Source organism: uncultured Shewanella sp. (genome assembly GCF_947501665.1).
Taxonomy (GTDB): Bacteria; Pseudomonadota; Gammaproteobacteria; order Enterobacterales; family Shewanellaceae; genus Shewanella.
The window spans coordinates 65,722-85,651 of the sequence record NZ_CANMWS010000011.1 but is presented as its reverse complement, the minus strand read 5'-3'; the positions used below and the strand labels follow the sequence as shown (position 1 = coordinate 85,651).

The following is a 19,930-nucleotide window of genomic DNA, read 5'->3' as shown; positions in this document are numbered from 1 at the left end:
GCACCACATCAGCGCTGTTTTGTATAAATAATCTACAACTTGGTGGATGAGCACTCACTAAAGTACAGCGGGTTCAGAGTATGTTGAATTCCTGATAAAAGTTTACTTAACCTGAACTTGGGATAACGAGTGCCAAAGAGTATTGGCCATCCATTTAAAGTCAATAGGTTAAAATCAGTCCCGCTATTCTTTATTGTTTAATTTGGCTAAATACCGCTATTTTTGTCTATCTCAAGGTGGGATGTCGTGTCTAATAGTGGGCTATTAGTAGAAAACACGACATAGATAGGGGCAAAATAGCGTTATTAAGCGGCGCAGCTTATCCCGAGTTCAGGTTACTTAGTTAATAGAAAGGGTATAGCCTGAAAATGGTTGTGCAAGTGATGGATTTTTATCATTTTTAAGTCTGAAAATTCGACTGTTGATATAACGGATAACAATGAGATAGTTACTATTATTTGCATGAATATTGTTAAGCGATACCGTTTGAACTTCATATTAAACCGTTTGCTTGTCTATTTTGTCAGCGTGCGACCGAGTTGCCTATGCGACTAAAATAAACTCAAAAATAGGACAGACTTACCTTTGAGGTAATTTGATAAATTAACGCGCAAGAATAAATGCGTGATAGCGATGTAAATTTCCTCGGTTGTGGGAGTGTGTATTCACTGACATTGTAAGTGGTTTATGGCATGTGTAATGATGCATGTTGCTTTCCTTTCATTTCTTCTTCTGACTTCTGACTATTAAGAATTTACGCCAAATTCCATTCACTGTCCTCATCTTACTTTAACCATTTTTAATGGTATTTAAAACAACTATTAGTTGTTTTTCATTGTATCTTGGTTTTTATATTCTGTTTCCAGAACGTCAAATTCAACACTTTGAATGACATTTTTATACGGGAAATCAACATGAATTATTCGGAACTGTTTAGTGAAACCCAATTGGGTCCATATATCTTAAAAAATCGCTTTGTGTTACCGCCATTAACGCGCTCTCGAAGTTCGCAACCAGGTAATATTGCTAACACCTTGATGGCTGAATATTACCAGCAGCGAACGGGGGCAGGATTGATGGTGACTGAGGGAACTCAAATAGAGCCTCGCGGACAAGGTTATGCGTGGACTCCTGGGATATATTCACCCGCTCAAATAGCGGGCTGGAGGAAGGTGACTCAAGCTGTACATGCAAAAGGCAGTATTATTTTTGCTCAACTTTGGCATGTCGGGCGTGTGTCACATACATCACTGCAACCAGACGGCGCTGCGCCTGTTGCGCCATCGGCTATTCGCGCTGATGCGGTAAAAGTGTTTATAGAAACGGGGCCGGGAGAAGGGGAGCTGGCGTCTCCAAGTGAGCCGAGAGAATTAAGTACCGCTGAAGTAAAAGAGTTAGTCCAGCTCTATGCTCAGGCGGCAAAAAATGCACTTGAAGCGGGCTTTGATGGTGTTGAGTTACATTGTGCTAATGGTTATTTGGTTAATCAGTTTATTTCAGAGCAGACTAATCGACGCAATGATGAGTATGGTGGTAATTTAACCAACCGACTGCGTTTTTTAAAAGAGGTTGTGGCAGCGGTGTCTGATGTTGTGGGGAGTGATAAATTAGGGGTACGCTTTGCTCCGCTATTTGAGAGTACCGATGAAGAGCGTGTCTATTTGGGGTTAGTCGAGAGCGATCCCCATACAACGTATATTGAAGCGATTAAGGTGTTAAATGATGCTGATATTGCTTATTTGTCGCTAGCTGAAGCTGATTGGGATAATGCGCCTGATTTACCCAATGATTTTTATCAAGATGTGCGTGATATCTTTAAGGGCAGCATTATGTATGCGGGTCGCTATTCTATCGACAAAGCGCAGCGAGTATTAGCACAAGGTTATGGTGACATCTTTGGTTTTGGTCGTCCTTTTATTGCTAATCCCGATCTGCCAGAAAGATTTCGTCATGGTTGGCCTTTGAATAGGGTTGACCCAACAAGTTTATATGGTGGTACTGCTAAAGGCTACACTGATTATCCTTATCATCAAGGTTAAATGAGAAATGTTGATGCTGTTTTATCACATTCATATAAGGGAATGTTTGTTCGCGTTAAGGCTGTTTGTTAGCTGATGTTGTAAGGCTTGTTTTCTATTGTCATCGGCAAAGCTGGCTTGAATACTGTTAACCAGCATTTTATAGGCTTGTGCTTGGGTGAGATTTAAAGATTGGCTAAGGGCATAAAAATTGTCGGTTAAATAGCCGCCAAAATAGGCGGGATCGTCAGAGTTGACGGTCACGCATATGCCTTTTGATAGCAAATCGAGAATACAATGCGTTGACATATCTGGATAAATGGATAATTTCACATTCGATAAGGGGCAAATCGTAAGTGGCAACTGAGTGTCAACTAAATAGTCTATGAGCTTTGCATCATTGATGGCAGTGATGCCATGATCGATACGTGATACCCCTAATGTATTAATCGCTGACCAAATATTACTTGCGGGACCTTCTTCGCCAGCATGAGCGACTGAGAGTAGTCCTAAAGATTTTGCTTTATGAAAAACATGGGTAAATTTTTCTGGTGGGTGGCCTTTTTCACTACTGTCTAAGCCTATCGCTGTGAGCTTATCTAAAAAAGGAGTTGCTTGTTCTAAGGTATTAAAGGCATCGCTTTCACTCAAATGTCGCAGGAAACACATGATTAAATGACTTGTGATCCCAAGTTTTTCTTTAGCATCGGTGAGCGCTGAAGATATGCCTTCGATAACATCACTGAAAGGGATCCCTCTTGCAGTATGTGTTTGGGGGTCGAAAAACGGTTCAACATGAACAATATTATGTTGCAGACATTTTTTTAGGTAATGCCAAGTGAGATCATAAAAGTCTTGCTGAGTGACGAGCACCTGAGCGCCTTGATAATAAATATCTAGAAAGTCTTGTAACTGGCTAAATCGATAGGCTTCATATAATTGACCTATGGTATTAAAGGGTAATTGGATGCCATTTTTTCTGGCTAATGAAAGCATTAATTCGGGCTCTAAAGTGCCTTCTAAATGAATATGAAGTTCAACTTTTGGCAGAGCGAGTAACCAAGGGTAGGTAGTGATGGCCATAGGTTAGTACCATAGAGTATTATAAATCAAGCATAGGCCAATATTTATTTTTAGGTTTTTTACTGAATTAGGTGTTTTCTTTAATATTTAACTAAGGGTTAAAGGTGTTATAGCTAAATCATTATTAAAAGACATACTCCGCTGGAATAAAAATCGGATTTAGGCTAGGCGAATTGTTAAAGGAATAGTGATTCTACGGCAAGAAGTATTAACAACGCCTCAATCACTTTTAAATCAGCCTTTCAGGCGTGTCAGTTGAGTGACTCTTCTTTGTTGCATGACTTCGAAAGGTATCCACATTCCATCATTCATGCGCCTCGAATTGTCACTCAACTGCTCGCGTTGAGACTCTTACTTTATATTGATTTAGCTATACTTTCATTAATTATAAAAAGCTGCCTATTATGTTATAATACAATACTTAAATACGATAAATTATCATTTTTAATAAGTTTTTTTAGTTATTATATCGATAATTATGTGATATTGGTTGTTGACCAATCATCATTAATTAACTTCTTTTTAATTGAGTGTGATAAGTTATTTTCAAAAGATTTTAATAATACTTGTTCAATATAAGTATGGCTATTATCAGAATAAATGGCTTTGATAGATTGTTTTATAATGTTATGTATTAAGTCGCATAATACAGTAATTTCTTGTTGTGTGTGTGAGATGTTCAATGCTATTCGTAATCCTGATTTTCCCTTTCCTACGGCTGGGAAGATGCCTAAATTGACATAAATTCCTTCTTGCATTAATTTCTTGATAACTAATGTTGTTACACTTTCATCACCAATACCGATAAAGCGAATTGGGCTATTCATACTGTCGATTAATGGTAGGTTTCTTTTTAAGGCTTCTTGATTGAAAAAATCAATAGTTTTAGTTAGTTGAGCTTGGAGTGTTTTTTGTTCTTGACTATTAAATATTTTAAGTGATGCGTTGAGGGCGGCGAGGTTAGCGGGTTGAATGGGGCCACCAAAAGTGAATGTTGGCCCGCAATATCGGACTGTTTTATAGAGTGTTTCATTGGGAAAGATAATGCCGCCGCCAGTGACACCAAAACATTTAGCAAAGGAAATGGTGACAATCATTTTTTCAGAAATGACTTGTTTACCTAAAACATAACCTTTACCGTGTTGGCCTAACCAACCTGCCCCGTGTGCATCATCAATATATAACCAGAAATTATTATATTTTTTTAATAGCTGATTTAATTCATCAAGAGGTGCAAGGTCGCCATACATGCTGAAGACGCCATCAGTTAAATACCAAATTTTTCTTTTATGTTGATTTTCATTGAGTATTAAATCTATAGCGTGTATGTCATTATGTGGGATATGTTTAATGCTAATACCAGAAGCTTGTAATATTTTGGTTGCTAATTGCATACTGGCATGAGCTTGGTGATCGATGAGTACCAAATCATCTGCTTCAACTAATGCTGGAATAGCACTAAAATGTCCTAAAGTTGTCGTGGAGGTTAATAATACATGTGCATCATACATTTTAGAAAGTCTTTGTTCGACTTCTAAATAAAGTGGATGTGATATGTATGCTCTAGATGCGGATACTTGCGTGCCTGATGTTAGGATCTCTGCAATGGCAGCTTTTTTTAAGCGCTCATCATGTTCTATGCATAAGTAACTACATGAACCATAATGTCGAAGTTTTTTTTCTTTAATATGAATATATTTTCCTTGTTCAGTGATATTGTCTAGTTCAATGTGAAGTAAATCATCCTTTACCATATTATCCATATAATTATAAAAGTCTGTCATATTACTATTACCCATTTTTGAATTTGATTTACTATATTAAGGTGTTTGATTTTTATTTAAATATTGCTTTGTTAAATTGTGAGTTGGCTCGCTAATAAACATTCATATGATTTGTTTTGTTTGTTGTGCTTTTTAAAGGTGTTAGTATTTAATTATTTTCATTATATGTTTCAATTAGATTTTAATAAATAATTGTTTGCTAATTCATTTTTATTTAATGTGTTTTTATTTTTGTTTTTAAGGGGCTTTATTTTAATTGTTTAACTGCTTAAGTTGAATCCGCCATAAAGTAATATTGTTGTTATTCTTCGATATTGAATAAAACGGGTAAGAAACCATGTTATACCAATCTAAGTAAGTCAATGATCAGTTCAGAGCCACTCTGTGCGGGTTTAAAAATACGTTATGCTGCGTTGTCCGTTTTTGATATAGAATAACGATTAGCAGCCAAACTGCCGCGACCGCCATGGCCGTTCATTCACATCCATATGAACACGGCATTTGTTCATCCGTAAACATCAGATGGTGGGAATGTCAGTTAAAGCAGGAGCAATTAACGACCTTGCCTACCACATTTTTAATTCCCGCTGAATGATCACTTACTTAGATTGGTATTATTAGATATCGAATAAGATTAAGCTATAGCTTAGGCTTGAGCCTTTCTGGCAGCATGAATTGTTTACGCTGGTGGGTAAGCGGGCAAATAAATTCAAAAAAACAAGAGGTGAGTTGCAAGTTGATACTGTTACTGTTTGCATGCCCATGGAGTCTGTCTCCGACTACGGGGTGACCGATACTGGCCATATGGATTCGAATTTGATGTTTTCGTCCTGTTTCAATGGTGACTTTGACTAAGGATTGGTTTTTATCTGAGCAGTATTCAAGGGGCTCTACATGAGAAATGGCATTTTTATTGTCAACGAGTGTGTTGATTGTGAGCTGTTTATTTTGTGTCATGTTATCTAATGACTGAGGAAATAACGGACTATTTTGCAGATCACCTTCAACGATCACATGATAGTATTTTTTGAGTGTGCGCAATTCAAATAATTTAGCGAGTGCCGCGGCCATTTTTTTACTGTGGGCGATAATGATAAGCCCTGTGGCAGCACGATCCAGTCGATGAACAATATAGGCCGGCCGATGGGTATGTATTTCAACAAACCGGTTAATGGTGGTGTGGTCGCTCCACTTTGAGCCTTGACAGCGTGTACCATAAGGCTTGTACCATAAGCTATATTGACCTTCATCAAATAATAACTCGGCAGGCGTTGGTGTTTCATTAAGCACACTTTCATTGTAATAGAGGTGCAGTTCATCTCCGATTAAATAACGTTTTTTGCCGCGTCTTATCCTGTGTGTTTGTTTTCCTCTAGTGAACCACACTGCGCCTTTTTTCATGCATTTTTTTAGCGTTTGAAGTGACAGCTCTGCCGTGTTTGCAAGGGTTTTTAGGCCGTCTTGTTCTTGGGTTTCAATGGTGATATGGATTTCTTGACTTGGGACGGACATAGATCACTTATTCGTTATCAGATGTAATGTATAAAGGTATTTTATACGGAAAAATAGATTAAGTTGATTGTTTATTTGGACTAATATTTTAAAGGCTTTTATGCAGTGTGGTTGAGTATAGAGTCAGTATGATCCTCATCATCACCCAAGCAGTGCATCAAAAGTGACAGAAGTGTCACTCATATGGGGGGAGGGATTATGAATGGCTTTATTATAAAGGCTTCTATACCCGTAGGAAGCTGTATCTTTAATGATTATGGGTATAGTGATCACCAAGAGATTGTTATCCAAGTTTGCTTGATTTTATCGCATTCATTGGCTTGGCTAACTTAATCTGTACGCAATAAGGAGCAACCTAATGAATACAGTATTAATGAAAAATGTACAACAATGGCTTAAATGGGATTGTGACTTAACCACTAAGAATGAATTACAGGTACTGATAGATAATGGGAATGAAGCTGAGTTAATGTCGCGCTTTAGTGGCCGATTAGCGTTTGGAACAGCAGGGCTGAGAGGTAAAGTGGGAGCGGGGCCAATGCGGATGAATCGTTTAGTTGTTCAACAAACATCTGCTGGTTTAGGTATGTATTTAATGCAGCAAATTGAACATGTTAAAAAAAAAGGAGTGATCATCGGCTATGATGGTCGCCATGACTCTAAACAGTTTGCCGAAGATGCTGCTAATGTGTTACTTGCCATAGGCATTAAAGTCTATCTGACCAATCATACAGCGCCGACACCTTTAGTGGCATTTGGTGTTTTGCATTTAAAGGCTGCGGCTGGGATTGTTGTCACGGCGAGCCACAATCCACCTCAATATAATGGTTATAAGGTGTATTGGGAAAATGGAGCGCAAATTATTGCCCCACATGATAGTGGTATTGCAACTTGTATAGCAAAAGTGGCGATGAAACCTGTTTTGATGCAATCAGCCCAGGCGGAACAAGAAGAAAACTTACTGATTAGCCTCCAAAAGGGGTTTTATCAGGCTTACCGTGATGCGGTATTACAATTACCAGAGCTTGATAACCATACTCAAGCAAAGCGAGTGAGTATTGCTTATACTGCGATGCATGGTGTGGGGGCCGATATTGCTGAGAGCTTACTTCATGAAGCGGGTTTTACTGCGGTATACAGTGTGCAAGCACAGCGCGAGCCTGATGGTAATTTTCCTACCGTTAACTTCCCTAATCCAGAAGAAAAAGGAGCTATGGACTTAGTGATTGAGGAAGCAAAAAAACATCAAGCTATGTTAGCTTGTGCTAATGATCCCGATGCGGATCGTTTTGCCGTAGCAATAAGACATGAAGACGGTGAATATCATATGTTGACAGGTGATCAAGTGGGAGTATTATTAGGTCATTACTTATTAAGTTTTTCTTCACCTAATCAAAGGCTTATTTGTACAACTATTGTGTCATCGAGTTTGCTGGCTAAAATTACGGCTGATTTTCATGGGCACTGCTGTATAACCCTGACTGGATTTAAATGGTTGATGAACGTGGCGATGGCGGAAAGTCATCCTGAGCGACAATTTTTATTTGCTTATGAAGAGGCGCTGGGCTACTGCATTGGGGATACCGTTAAAGATAAAGATGGGCTATCGGCGCTATTGGCTTTTGCTCAATTAACCGCTGAGTTAATTAATCAAGGGCAAACCATTTGGGATCGTCTTTATCATATTTATGAAAAATATGGTTTTCATCTCAATGAGCAAGTGAATATTGCGATTCAAGAAAATACACCAAATATTGGGGATTATTTACGAGAGCATAGACCAGAAAAAATAGCTAACTTAGCGGTATTATCAATTGATGATTTAAACATGTCGAGACGTTTTAATGCCGATGGCAGTACAGAATTATTATCGCTGCCTGTCAGTGATGTTTTAATTTATCAATTGGACAAAGGGGCGTGTGTTATCGTTAGGCCGTCAGGCACTGAGCCTAAAGTGAAATGTTATTATGAAATCGTGGAGCCGTTAAGGCTCAATGAGTCACTAGCGAAAGTGGAGTCTCGTGCAAAAGCGAATATGGCGACCCTAATACAAGAGCATCAAGCGAGCTTACCTGAGTTAACCTGAAATCGGGATAAATAGTGGGGATTAAGCGTCGCTGCTTATTCCCCTTTTAGCTTCGTTAGATGAGATCTGAGCTTGGCGGTTTTTGATATTGCTTGCAAAGCATGACGTAGCTTGGGTGGGTGACAAATGTAAAGAATATGATTGTGATGAGGAGATGTCCCCAAAGAGGCTGATTGAAATATAATAGCCACAGAAAAATGATGAAAGGGGAGCTGAATAATACGCTTTCTTTGAGTTGTTTTTTACCTTGTATTATTATGTATGTAGCTGACAATAAAGATAATAGTGTGCTTCCTAGTAATATATCCTTGTCAGGGAGTATATACATGAGACTTGAAATGGCTGTAAATACTCCGAGTGTGTATATTTTAGTCTTAGGGCTAATAGTAGCCATACTAATGGGAGCGCCCATATAACCAATTAAATGTAACATGGTCACAGTGATCATGAGCTCACTCCAATTATCAGCTTGCAGCAAAAAAATGATGGCGATAAAAAAATTAGTCATTATGGCAGGGATGGATATATTTTTTGTCGGATGAATATGCCGACTTAAAAAATAGGGGGCTTGTTTTTCTTTTGACATGCCATAAAGCATGCGCGATGCGCTGCTTAAAAAGCTATAGCCCACTGATGAAGGGGTTACAATACTGTCTATAAGCAGCAGTAAAGTGAGGAAGTGAAGCCCTAAGGCCATGGTTAGGCCCACTATTGGGGAAGCCATGTTAACACCAGCCCAGCCATGGGTGAGTTTATCGGTTGGCATTGAAGTCATAAAGCTATATTGCAATAGTAAATAGAAAACTAAGATAATAATAATGGAAATAATAATACTGAGTCGAATATTTTTTTTGGGATTGTCTATTTCGCTGGCAAAGGAAGTGATAATTTGAAACCCATTAAATGAATAAATAATACCTGATGTTACGATGGCTGGAAATAGGTCTTGTAACGTATATTGGTGAGTATTGACTTGTGTTAAGTTATCGGCACTTGTGTAGGATACAATTAAGATCGTGATGACAAATAAAGGCGTAAATATCTTTAAAACAGTGATAATGTTGTTGACCTTAGATAACAGTTTTAAACCATACCAATTAATGAGTAAATATAAGCAAACAAAAGCGACACCAAGTGCTTTTCCTAATTCCGTGAGCTTATTGTCCTGCATAATCATATTGCCCATAAAAGGGGCTAAATACTGTGTAGAAGCTTGCGCTTCAGTAGCGATGACAACGGCAATGCCAAACCAAGCAGAAAAAGCAAAGGGGATCCCAAATGCAGCGTTATGGCTAATAGAGGTGATACGAGCATTAGCGCCTCGATAAGGGTGCAGGGTAATAACATGGGATAAACACAGTGCGATTGAAATGATAAATAGAGCCGCTAAAATCCATGCAAGAAATGCATAGTTTCCTGCTCGCTGAGCAACAAGTTGAGCGCTAAATAACCATCCAGATCCAACCATACTGGTACAGCAAAGTACCACACTGCTAAAGAGTGATAGCTTATGTTTTTTCATTGAGCTGGTATTAAGTTTTGTCATCACTTATTCATTAAAGTGTAGGCAAAGGGATGAATAAAGTATGGCAGTAATTAAATAGGATGCAGAGAAGAGTGGCTGGATATTATTACCGGTAATAAATTGAAGCCATGCCAGATAAAATGACTCTCTTAACTGACATGGTTTTTTTCTATTTGTTTAAATTAAGCTATGCATGGGTCACGTGTTTAGGGTTGTTTATTTTATCTTTATTGATTTGGGTATTTTTAGCTTCTTGATTATTTTTAAACTGTTTGCAAGTATCAACATAACGAGAGTTGGTGACAAAAAGGAAGAATAAAATAGCCAATATTGCGGCGATGATCATTGAGTGACTAAAATAAATTAACCAAAAGAAAATGAGTGTTGGTCCGCCAAAGAGAAGACTTTCCTTAACATGTTGGCGGCCATTGATGAGCATGTAGCTGACAGATAATGCTGTGATAACGAGGTTACTGAGTAAAATATCATGAGTAGGCACTGTCATCATGAGTATGGTAATAATCACAAAAATAATTAAGCCAAAGGGTTTGGTTTTGGGTTTTAAGGCGGACATACTTACCGGTGCAGCCATGAAACCAATGAGGTGTAACATGGTTACGATAACCATGAGTCCTGCCCAACTTTCCGCTTGCAATAAAAAGGCCACGGCAATAGCAAAGTTAAGCATCATTGAAGGAACAGAAAAGCCCCTATTTGGATTGATGTAACGGCTTAAAAAACTTGGCGCTTGTTTTTCTTTTGACATGGCATACAGCATACGAGAAGAGGTACCTAAATAGGTGTACCCTACCGCAGACGGTGCGATGATACTATCTGAAAGCAGTAATAGTGTTAAGAAATTTAGACCCAATACCATGGTTAAACCGACTATAGGTGAGGCCATATTCACCCCTGCCCAGCCTTGAGAAAGCATGTCTTTTGGAATAGCGGCCATGAAAGCAAATTGCAATAATAAATAGAAGGCTAAAACAATACCGACGGATATTAAAATCGTTAATGGAATATTTCTCTTAGGGTTTTTAATTTCACTTGCAAAAGAAGCGACGACTTGAAAGCCATTAAACGCATATATCATACCAGAACTGACTATTGCGGTAAGAATGGTCGTTGGAGAGTATGTGTAGCGACTCATTTGAGTAAAGTTGCTGATATCGACATGTGAGGCTAATAAAATAGCGATGACAAATACGGGGGTAAAAATTTTTAAAACCGTAATAGTATTATTAATGCGTGAGAGCAGCTTTAATCCATACCAATTAATGAGTAAATACAGGCACAGTAGACCGATACCTATGGATTTTCCTGTTAAGGTGAGCGCACCATTTTGCATGACGCCTTTACCAAGAAAAGGGGCAAGGTATTGGGTCGTCGCTTGTGCTTCCGTTGCAATAACCACCGCGACACTGAACCAGTTTGCAAACGCAAAGGGCATGCCAAAAGTGGCATTGTGACTGATTGCACTCATTCGAGTGGTTGCCCCTCGGTGGGGGTGATCTGTGACGACATTAGAGATACACAGGCCAATACCAACAATGATAATGGCTGCCACTATCCAAGAGAGAAAAGCATAGTTGCCGGCTTTTTGTGCGACTAATTGGGAGCTAAATAACCAACCTGAACCGACCATACAAGTACAGCAAAGTAGAACCGCACTAAATAGTGAAATTTTGTGTTTCTCTCTCGTCTTTTTCATTGTGATCTCTTACTTCAATTGTCGTTATTATTGAATAGCAATGGATACAATAGAATATGTAATAGCAGTTTATATTGTGAATGTTCGTACAATATTCTTTAGATATGTATTACCATGCATTTTATTATTAATATTTATAATATGTGATGTTTATAAATACTCCCTCAAAGATAAAAGGGCTGTATTTATTTCTTCTTAATCAATATAACGGTATTTCTCTTTGCCTGTAAATAACAATGCAATTAATATTGATACTCACCTTGTTATTGTTAATAATACTCTTTAAGTTTTACTTTTATTTTTCATCATAAAATAAGTTGTTGTTTACAATTGCTTTAATTTTAATTGGGTGAGTTTTTGTTTTTTAATGCAAAGTTAATTTTTTTGGTAAATAGAGGTGAATGATTAATCATTTATGATTTGATTTTATAATTATCTATTTAATACAGTCATTTTAAATTAATTTTAAAATGGTTGTATTATTAAGTATTGTTCATTGCATTTTAGATTTCTTTTGTAATGTTAATTATTATTATCAATTGGTTTACCATAAAATCTTTAATTTTACATTATTAAAACTATTTTACGAGGAGAAAGCTAAGGGTCAATAGAAAAGTCTCTTGATAACAATATACATTTAGTATATGTTTTATGATAAAACGTATACAATAAGGTGAAAACGCTGTGGGGATAGTCAAAATTTCGGATGCGTTACATGAAGAGATCAGGAAGTCGAGTCAAGCAATGTCTCGTTCGATTAATTCACAAGCTGAATTTTGGATCAAAATGGGCATGTTGGCTGAATTGAATCCATCTATGACATTTAATGCACTGATTAAATTACAACTTGAAAAAGAACAAGTGACTCTAGAGGGGTTGATCCATGAATGATATTAGCATCAAATCCCCCCAAGAAGTGATGTTAATGCGTCAGTCTGGTCAGTTGTTAGCTCAAGTTTTTGCCATGTTGGATACGTTTATTCATGTTGGGGTGTCGACAATGGAGATTAATGATAAGGTCGAGGACTTTATTATCAATCAATTACAAGCCCGCCCTGCGAGTAAAGGTCAGTATGGCTATCAATATGTGTTAAATACATCGGTTAATGATGTTGTTTGCCATGGAGTGCCAAGTATACAGTATAAACTGAAGCAAACAGATATTGTTAATATTGATATTACGCTTGAAAAAGATGGGTTTATTGCAGACTCAAGTAAAATGTATGTGTTAGCTGGGGCGAGTCCATTAGCTAGAAAACTGGTGGATGTCACTTATGAAGCCATGTGGAAAGGCATTGAATGTGTGAAATCGGGTGCAACGCTTGGGGATGTTGGTCATGGGATCCAGTCATATGCAGAACGTTTTGGTTACAGTGTTGTTCGAGAGTACTGTGGTCATGGGATTGGTCGTGAAATGCATGAAGCACCGCAAGTATTACATTTTGGTCGTCCAGATACTGGGCTTGTGTTAAGGCCAAATATGACTTTTACGATTGAACCTATGATTAATCAAGGAAAAGAGAAGGTAAAAACAAAAAAAGATGGTTGGACAGTGGTGACGCGTGACAAAAAATTGTCTGCGCAATGGGAGCATACCATTTTGGTTACTGAAAATGGCTTTGAAGTATTGACTTTAAGAGAAGAAGAAAAAACACGACTTGATGGTAAGCTGATTTAACCTTGATGTTGATAGTGCAATATTTTTCCTGTGAAAGAGTGAGATAAATTGTGAGTGCTCTTTGGTGAATAGGGGCTAGAAGCATAGTTAAGCTGCATCATTTTTTTGCTAAAGGCAGCATGATGTCCTCGACCTGGATCGACAATCATCACTTCACATTGAGGGTTGGCATGTCGATGAATGAAGGTTGATAAAAGTGTGATGTGTTCTTTTTCATAGAGAAGGTCACTGCCAATAATGAGATCAAATGTGCCTAAGTTGTCTTGTTTATCTTTCCAATTAGTGCGTAAAAATGGAATGTGTCCACTTTTATTTAATTTAATGTTTTCTTGCAAAAACTCTTCCACTTCCGGATGGTAGTCCGTGGCCGTAATATTGGCGTTGCGCTTTTTTAATAACATACTGGATAAAGCCATCCCGCAACCTACCTCTAAAATTTTTTTATTTTCAATTCGAAAATATTCCATTTCATGGGCTAGGATTTGTGATGAGTCCCAAATGATACCAAATAAAGGCCATTGTGCCGACGATATGCCTAATGCTTGGGCCGTACCATTAGGATCATCAAATTGATTTCTATCCTTTAATGTCCGTAAATGGATATCAATATTATCAAATTCGATTGTTTGATAACGTAATTGGCAGGCAGTCATCGAAATGTCCTTTTGTATGATAGGGGGAAGGCTATAAGCAATAAGGCAGTGCTTGTGATGAGTTTAAAAACAATAATAGTCTACAAATCCAATTGCTTCCAAATCAAGTTGCCCTTAGGTTGTATTTCAATGTGAGAAGACTAGGCTTAATCAAATAGGATGTAATTGATTAAGGCGTGATTTGTTATGGGAAGACAAGTGTGCGGGCTTTTGTTGGTTTGGTTATTTTCAGGTTTGTCTGCTGCTGAATGTCAATTGCCAACGAGTGAGCAGCCTCCTATTTTGCTGGGGATGTCTACAGCTTTGAGTGGACCTGCACAATATTTGGGTGAGTCAATGCGAGATGGCATTCAAGTGTACTTTAATAAAGTCAATTGCTTAGGTGGAGTGCATGGTCGAAGTATTGAGCTTATTGTTCGAGATGATGGTTATCAGCCTGATGCGGCTTTAATCAATGTCAAAAAGCTGATTACTCAAGATGGAGTATTAGCCATTATAGGTAATGTCGGTACACCGACAGCTAAAGTGACCGCGCCTTATATCACTCAGCAGAAACGTGTGTTTTATGCTCCTTATACTGGAGCGGGAATATTGCGCAATCAACCTGTGGATAAGTTTATTTTTAATTTTAGGGCCAGTTATGGGCAAGAAATGCAGGCCATTGTTAAGCATATTTTTAAAAATGGCATAAAGCCTGGGGAAATTGCATTTTTATTGCAGGATGATGCATATGGTCAAGCAGGCTTTAATGCAGCAGAACAAGTACTTACGGATTATGGTTTTAGGCATATGAATGAGTTACCAGTGACTAAATACCCTAGAAATACTGTGGAGGTGGACAATGCCATTATGTCATTATTGGATTTATCTAAATCCCCTAAAGCGATTATTATAGTGGGGGCTTATGCTGCTTCCGCAAAGTTTATTAATCACAGTTATAATTTATTTCCTCGAACCCTATTTTATAATTTATCTTTTAGTGGTGCGACGGCGCTCTCTAATAAGTTAGATGTGTCTAGTGACCGTGTGTTTATTACCCAAGTGGTCCCTTTTCTTTTTCATAGCTCGGTTTCACAACAGGCATTTAAAGGTGATATTAATCTTTTTTTGCCTAATGCCACTGCTAATGAGATCAGTTTTGAAGGTTATTTATCTGCGAATTTATTTATTGAAGCTTTACAACGATATGATGGCGAGATTAATTCTACAGGGATTCGAAGTGCATTAGAATTATTATCAACATCGCAGATAGATTTTGGTTCACCTTTAACGCTATCAAAAACAGATCATCAAGCCAGTGATAAAGTGTGGATGATGCAATATCAATATAAGAAGGGATTTATCAAACAAGTTGAGGGTGACTAATGAAAGTGAGCGCGATATTAGCTTATTGGCGCAAGTATGGCATGCATAGGCGGCGCATTATTATTTTGGGGGTCTTTGTTACCTTATTAATATCAGTGCTGACATTGACTCTTTTTATTGCAAATTGGCAAGTGAATAAAATACAAGATGAACAAACGCGACAATATTTATTGAATGGCAGTAATAAGATTAAGAAAAACATAGAGAAGCATTTCTATAAAGTTGAAAAGGTCAATAAAGAATTGTCAAACCAATTAGCTAATAAAGGCCATTCTGAGCAGTCTATTTTAGATATTATTGAAAATGTAGGGGCCATCTATGATGGATTTAGTGGAATAGGGGCTGCTTATTCACCTTATAGTATTGATGATAAATTACGTTTATTTTCACCGTATATGATCCAACAAGATCATGGTTATGAGATGACTCGTATTGATTTATTGTTTGATTATACTGCAGATAAATTAAATCAATGTGTTGATGGTAATTGGTATAATTGCGCTGTCCAAAAACAAGAAGGCTGGTTGCCATTGCAATTTGATGAGCAAAGTTTTCGCTGGGTGATGAAAGATGTATTACCGATAAAGAAAAAAGACAAGATTATTGGGTATTCATTCGTAAATATTGATGTTTCTAATCTGTATAACGAAATTGAGGCTGTTGATTTGGGGGATGAAGGTTATGCGATTATTTTCGATCAAAATAATAATCAAATTTATCACTCTTTGTTTCCTAATGCTGTAAAAGAAGAGAGGCATAATTTTAAGGATTATTTTAAAGAAGCAAGTTTGATATCATGTGAGCCTCCTCTACGCAGCTCACGTTGCCATTTTAATGTAATTGCCAATCAACTCACGCAGGTGCCTTCTTATTTACATGTCTTTGAGATTGCGCAAACGCAATGGAAGGTGGCTGTAGTCATAGAGAAGGCGTTTTTTGCTCATCATAAATTAATGGTTCATTTATCGACTTTACAAGATTGGGTGAAGCGAAACCCTTACACTTTGACTTTGTTTTCTGTGTTAACGGTATTGGTTTGGGTATTTTTTATTAATATGTTATGGAATAGCAAGTTACAATTGGGTTTATGGGGCTCTGCCTTTATCATAGCATTGAGTTTTGTGAGTGCTATTTTATATATTTGGTTTTCACAAAAAGATGTCGTGGAAGCACCGGCTAAAGAGTCTCAACTGATCACCAGTGATGCGAATTTGCGTACTTTTGTTCGAGATTACAGTAAAAGCAGTTTACATCAGCATAAAGAGCCCCCAATTTTTATTCCTACCGGGATCACAGTACAATCGGCAAAAATAGATGATGATAATAATTTATTGATTTCTGGTTATGTTTGGCAGCGCTATTTATTATCTAATCATTATGATATTGGTAAAGGGTTATCTTTTCCTGAATCTATCGAAAGTAAAGTACGACAGATTTATATTCATCAAGAAGGTGATTATGAAACGATTGGTTGGACATTTAGAGTTAAAATATCTGGCCACTTTATTTATAAAACTTACCCTTTTGATAAGCAAACTATTTGGTTAAGACTGTGGCCAAAAGACTATCGTAAACATGTCATATTGATCCCTGATGCGATAGCATATGATAATTTGAATACCAGCAGTAAACCCGGTTTAGAAGAGAGTTTTTCAATTTCTGGCTGGCAAGTGAAAAGAGCATTTTTTGATATTCGATTTAATGACTATAACTCTACACTGGGTATAGACAGTAAAGTGAATAAAATGTATGTACCTGAACTATATTATAATATTCAAATTGGCCGTAATGTTATCGACCCTTTCGTGTCTTATTTATTTCCTGTTGTGATAGTACTGTTAATGTTGTATGCCGTACTACTAACGAATTCAAGAGATGAGAGCCGAATAGGCCTAATCGGATTTAATGCATTAGAAGTGCTTGCATCTTGCTCTGCTTTATTTTTTGTTGCTTTATTGGCGCATGTTGAATTACGTTCTCATATTGGGGCTAATGAACTTATTTATATGGAATACTTTTTTATTATTGCCTATACAATGGTGTTGATTGTATCAGTAAATTCTATTTTATTTAGTTGGGGAATGAATATTCGTTTTGTTCAATATGCAGACAATGCCTTACCTAAATTACTCTATTGGCCTTTATTAACAGGATTGTTATTTATTTTTACTTTAATGGTTTTTTGGTAATTATTTTAAACCTATTCTGACATCATATGATCTATTTTATTAAATTTTTATCCATGTAGGGAAGTTAAAAATAAGACTTAGGTTATCATATAGGATATAACACTTTTATTTATTACTCTTTATGCTATCGATAGAACATTTAATAACAGACTTAACGCCTTTATTGCATCAATATGGCTATTTACTTTTGGCATTGGCCATTGCGGCGGAAGGTGTTGGGATCCCAGCTCCTGGTCAATCCTTATTAGTCGTAGCCAGTATTTTAGCTTCTTTAGGGGAAATGTCTTTACCACTCATTATTACTGTTGCTGGTAGCAGTGCTTTTTTAGGAAATACATGTGGTTATTGGATTGGTCTACAATGTGAACATATGTTGATCCGTAAAAATTGGATATCACAAAAAACCATTGATAAATGCCATCTCTTTATTGAAAGCTATGGCATTTGGGGCCTACTGATGAGCCGATATATCGAAGGGTTAAAACAGCTTATGCCTCTTGCTTGTGGTATTGCAAAAATGCCCTTTAAGGAGTTTTTAGTGGGTAATACATTAGCTGTGATACTTTGGGTTATCACTTTTGGAGTGGCTCCTGCATACCTTTATGATAAACGGGAGTCATTACTTTCTTTCTATCATCACTATGCTGTTGTGACTTGGTTTATTGTTACTGGTCTGATTATGTTAGGTATTTTTATTGGGATCCGCCGATACCAAAAAAATCGATAATGTCAGAGACTTAATCGGTGAGAAGAGCGTGAGTGCTTATTGGTAATAGTGAGCACTTTTAATGGCTTATCTGGCGATTATTGCTGTATTGATGATGCTTTGCCTGACATCTATTGCAGCGCTGTCTTAATGGATTTTGTTTAAGTTGCTTCCTCTCTATTGGTGCTTCACAGTCTGAACATAAGCCGTATAATCCCATTTCTAACTGACACCATGCAGCATCTAATAGTATTAGTTGATGATAAAGGGGGTGGTTTTTACTCAGTGTTTCAGCCATTAATGAAATTAGTTGGGATAATGTTTGAGTTTGTAAATTGAGATGTGCCATATTATGGGGTAAATAGCGTTGTGTTTGGGTTTTTAAGTCAATTTCTATTTTGGATAAATTTTTGGCGATGTGATTCGTTATCATTATTTTGTGTCATTGAGAATGTATTTAAACGAGTTTACTGACTTGTCATAATGAAGACATGACCGAGATCAATTCTCAGCCATATTTTAACTTTTATAATGCTTTGTGTGCTTGCTCTAGAACGGTGACGATATCGTGCGTGTTTTTATGCACTCTCATTTGACGAAAAAGCTTATCTGCTTCTGGGTATTGCCTGTTTAAATAAGTAAACCACTGCTTAATACGACCAGGATAATAGTCACTTTTTCTGCCTGTCAGTTCTTTTTGCGTATAGTCCAACATAAGCGCTAGCGTTTGCTTCCAATCATAAGGCTTGCTAGACATTTTAATACAAGCGGCTAGATTGGGTAATGAAATCGCTCCTCGACCTATCATAATATCGTTACATTGGGTTATTTTCATGCACCTCAATGCATCTTCCTGACTCCATATTTCACCGTTTGCGATGACGGGGATGGGGAGTTCTTGTTTAATTTGAGTAATGTATTCCCAATAGGCTGGTGGTTTATAACCATCGACTTTACTTCTGGCATGCACTGCAATTTCTGTTGCTCCGGCTTCATAAATAGCATGAGCATTTTCCATAAAAAGTGATTTATCTTCATAACCTAAACGAATTTTAGCTGTAACTGGCTGAGCAATAGGAACGGCCTGCCTCATGGCCTTTACAATCTGATAAAGCTGTTCTGGATATTGTAGTAATACAGCCCCACCTTTGTTTCGGTTGACCATTTTTGCAGGGCAACCAAAATTAGCATCAATACCATGTGAGCCAAGTTCAACCGCTTTAATGGCATTTTCTGCCATCCATTCAGGATGTTGGCCTAATAACTGTACTCTTACAGGGGTACCTGATGGGGTTTTACCTTCGTTGAGTAATTCAGGGCATAAACGATAAAAAACGCGATCAGGCAGCTTTTGGGCAACAACACGAATAAATTCAGTGACCATTAAATCATAAGGGTTAATTGCGGATAAGATATCGCGCATTAAATCATCTACGACTCCTTCCATTGGAGCTAATATTATTCGAGGTGTATCAACTGCCACATTCACTATAATTACGCTTTATACTGAGAAAAATCGCGGCATTCTACCTCAACTCTTCTCTTAAGTCTGTTTTTGTTTTCTTTAGGCTGTCGGGTTTTGGCTGTTGCTTTATCATGAGGAGCCTAGTTCAAAAG

15 protein-coding genes are annotated in these 19,930 nt (G+C 37.4%); 7 read left to right on the top strand and 8 right to left on the bottom strand.

Annotation, left to right across the window (positions count from 1 at the left end; genetic code table 11):
- Positions 1-914 precede the first annotated feature (914 nt).
- A complete protein-coding gene (locus Q0976_RS10185; RefSeq protein WP_299493606.1) occupies positions 915-2,039 on the top strand; it encodes an alkene reductase in 1,125 nt (374 codons plus the stop codon).
- A gap of 30 nt (positions 2,040-2,069) precedes the next feature.
- On the opposite strand, the gene Q0976_RS10180 is transcribed toward Q0976_RS10185, so the two are convergent.
- The 3 genes from Q0976_RS10180 to Q0976_RS10170 form a co-directional block, all read right to left on the bottom strand.
- The gene (locus Q0976_RS10180) at positions 2,070-3,101 is read right to left on the bottom strand and encodes an adenosine deaminase (RefSeq protein ID WP_299493604.1); all 1,032 of its coding nucleotides are present in this window, start codon (positions 3,099-3,101) and stop codon (positions 2,070-2,072) included.
- 476 nt (positions 3,102-3,577) lie between these two features.
- A complete protein-coding gene (locus tag Q0976_RS10175; RefSeq protein ID WP_299493602.1) occupies positions 3,578-4,885 on the bottom strand; it encodes an aminotransferase class I/II-fold pyridoxal phosphate-dependent enzyme in 1,308 nt (435 codons plus the stop codon).
- Positions 4,886-5,524: 639 nt separating this feature from the next.
- Positions 5,525-6,397: an RNA pseudouridine synthase gene (locus Q0976_RS10170; protein WP_299493600.1), complete on the bottom strand. Its 873-nt coding sequence runs from the start codon at positions 6,395-6,397 to the stop codon at positions 5,525-5,527.
- 358 nt (positions 6,398-6,755) lie between these two features.
- Here Q0976_RS10170 and Q0976_RS10165 point away from each other — a divergent pair, with 358 nt between their 5' ends.
- Positions 6,756-8,483, top strand: a complete 1,728-nt coding sequence (locus tag Q0976_RS10165) for a phospho-sugar mutase (RefSeq protein WP_299493598.1) — start codon at positions 6,756-6,758, stop codon at positions 8,481-8,483.
- 55 nt (positions 8,484-8,538) lie between these two features.
- On the opposite strand, the gene Q0976_RS10160 is transcribed toward Q0976_RS10165, so the two are convergent.
- Together Q0976_RS10160 and Q0976_RS10155 are read right to left on the bottom strand one after the other, a co-directional pair.
- The gene (locus Q0976_RS10160) at positions 8,539-10,029 is read right to left on the bottom strand and encodes an APC family permease (RefSeq protein ID WP_299493596.1); all 1,491 of its coding nucleotides are present in this window, start codon (positions 10,027-10,029) and stop codon (positions 8,539-8,541) included.
- A gap of 166 nt (positions 10,030-10,195) precedes the next feature.
- Positions 10,196-11,722 carry an APC family permease gene (locus Q0976_RS10155; protein WP_299493594.1) on the bottom strand — a complete coding sequence of 509 codons (1,527 nt, stop codon included), beginning with the start codon at positions 11,720-11,722 and terminating at the stop codon, positions 10,196-10,198.
- Positions 11,723-12,406: 684 nt separating this feature from the next.
- On the opposite strand from Q0976_RS10155, the gene Q0976_RS10150 reads away from it, so the two are divergent.
- Together Q0976_RS10150 and map are read left to right on the top strand one after the other, a co-directional pair.
- Positions 12,407-12,613 (top strand): ParD-like family protein, encoded by a 207-nt coding sequence (locus Q0976_RS10150; RefSeq protein ID WP_299493592.1) that lies wholly within the window; start codon positions 12,407-12,409, stop codon positions 12,611-12,613.
- Positions 12,606-13,400: a type I methionyl aminopeptidase gene (map, locus tag Q0976_RS10145; RefSeq protein WP_299493590.1), complete on the top strand. Its 795-nt coding sequence runs from the start codon at positions 12,606-12,608 to the stop codon at positions 13,398-13,400. The genes Q0976_RS10150 and map overlap by 8 nt, the downstream gene beginning before the upstream one ends.
- Here the strand turns inward: map and Q0976_RS10140 are convergent.
- The gene (locus Q0976_RS10140; protein ID WP_299493588.1) at positions 13,397-14,053 is read right to left on the bottom strand and encodes a methyltransferase domain-containing protein; all 657 of its coding nucleotides are present in this window, start codon (positions 14,051-14,053) and stop codon (positions 13,397-13,399) included. The genes map and Q0976_RS10140 overlap by 4 nt on opposite strands.
- Positions 14,054-14,239: 186 nt before the next feature.
- Here Q0976_RS10140 and Q0976_RS10135 point away from each other — a divergent pair, with 186 nt between their 5' ends.
- From Q0976_RS10135 to Q0976_RS10125, 3 genes are all read left to right on the top strand, one after another.
- Entirely contained in the window at positions 14,240-15,418 is a 1,179-nt protein-coding gene (locus Q0976_RS10135) for an ABC transporter substrate-binding protein (protein ID WP_299493586.1), read from the top strand.
- Complete coding sequence (locus tag Q0976_RS10130; protein ID WP_299493584.1) at positions 15,418-17,607, top strand: hypothetical protein; 2,190 nt, start codon at positions 15,418-15,420, stop codon at positions 17,605-17,607. The genes Q0976_RS10135 and Q0976_RS10130 overlap by 1 nt, the downstream gene beginning before the upstream one ends.
- Positions 17,608-17,728: 121 nt before the next feature.
- Positions 17,729-18,334 (top strand): DedA family protein, encoded by a 606-nt coding sequence (locus tag Q0976_RS10125; protein WP_299493582.1) that lies wholly within the window; start codon positions 17,729-17,731, stop codon positions 18,332-18,334.
- Positions 18,335-18,392: 58 nt separating this feature from the next.
- Here the strand turns inward: Q0976_RS10125 and Q0976_RS10120 are convergent, their stop codons facing one another.
- A complete protein-coding gene (locus Q0976_RS10120) occupies positions 18,393-18,746 on the bottom strand; it encodes a TraR/DksA C4-type zinc finger protein (protein WP_299493580.1) in 354 nt (117 codons plus the stop codon).
- A 93-nt stretch (positions 18,747-18,839) separates the two neighbouring features.
- A complete protein-coding gene (locus Q0976_RS10115) occupies positions 18,840-19,760 on the bottom strand; it encodes a tRNA-dihydrouridine synthase (RefSeq protein WP_299493737.1) in 921 nt (306 codons plus the stop codon).
- Between the last annotated feature and the right edge of the window lie 170 nt (positions 19,761-19,930).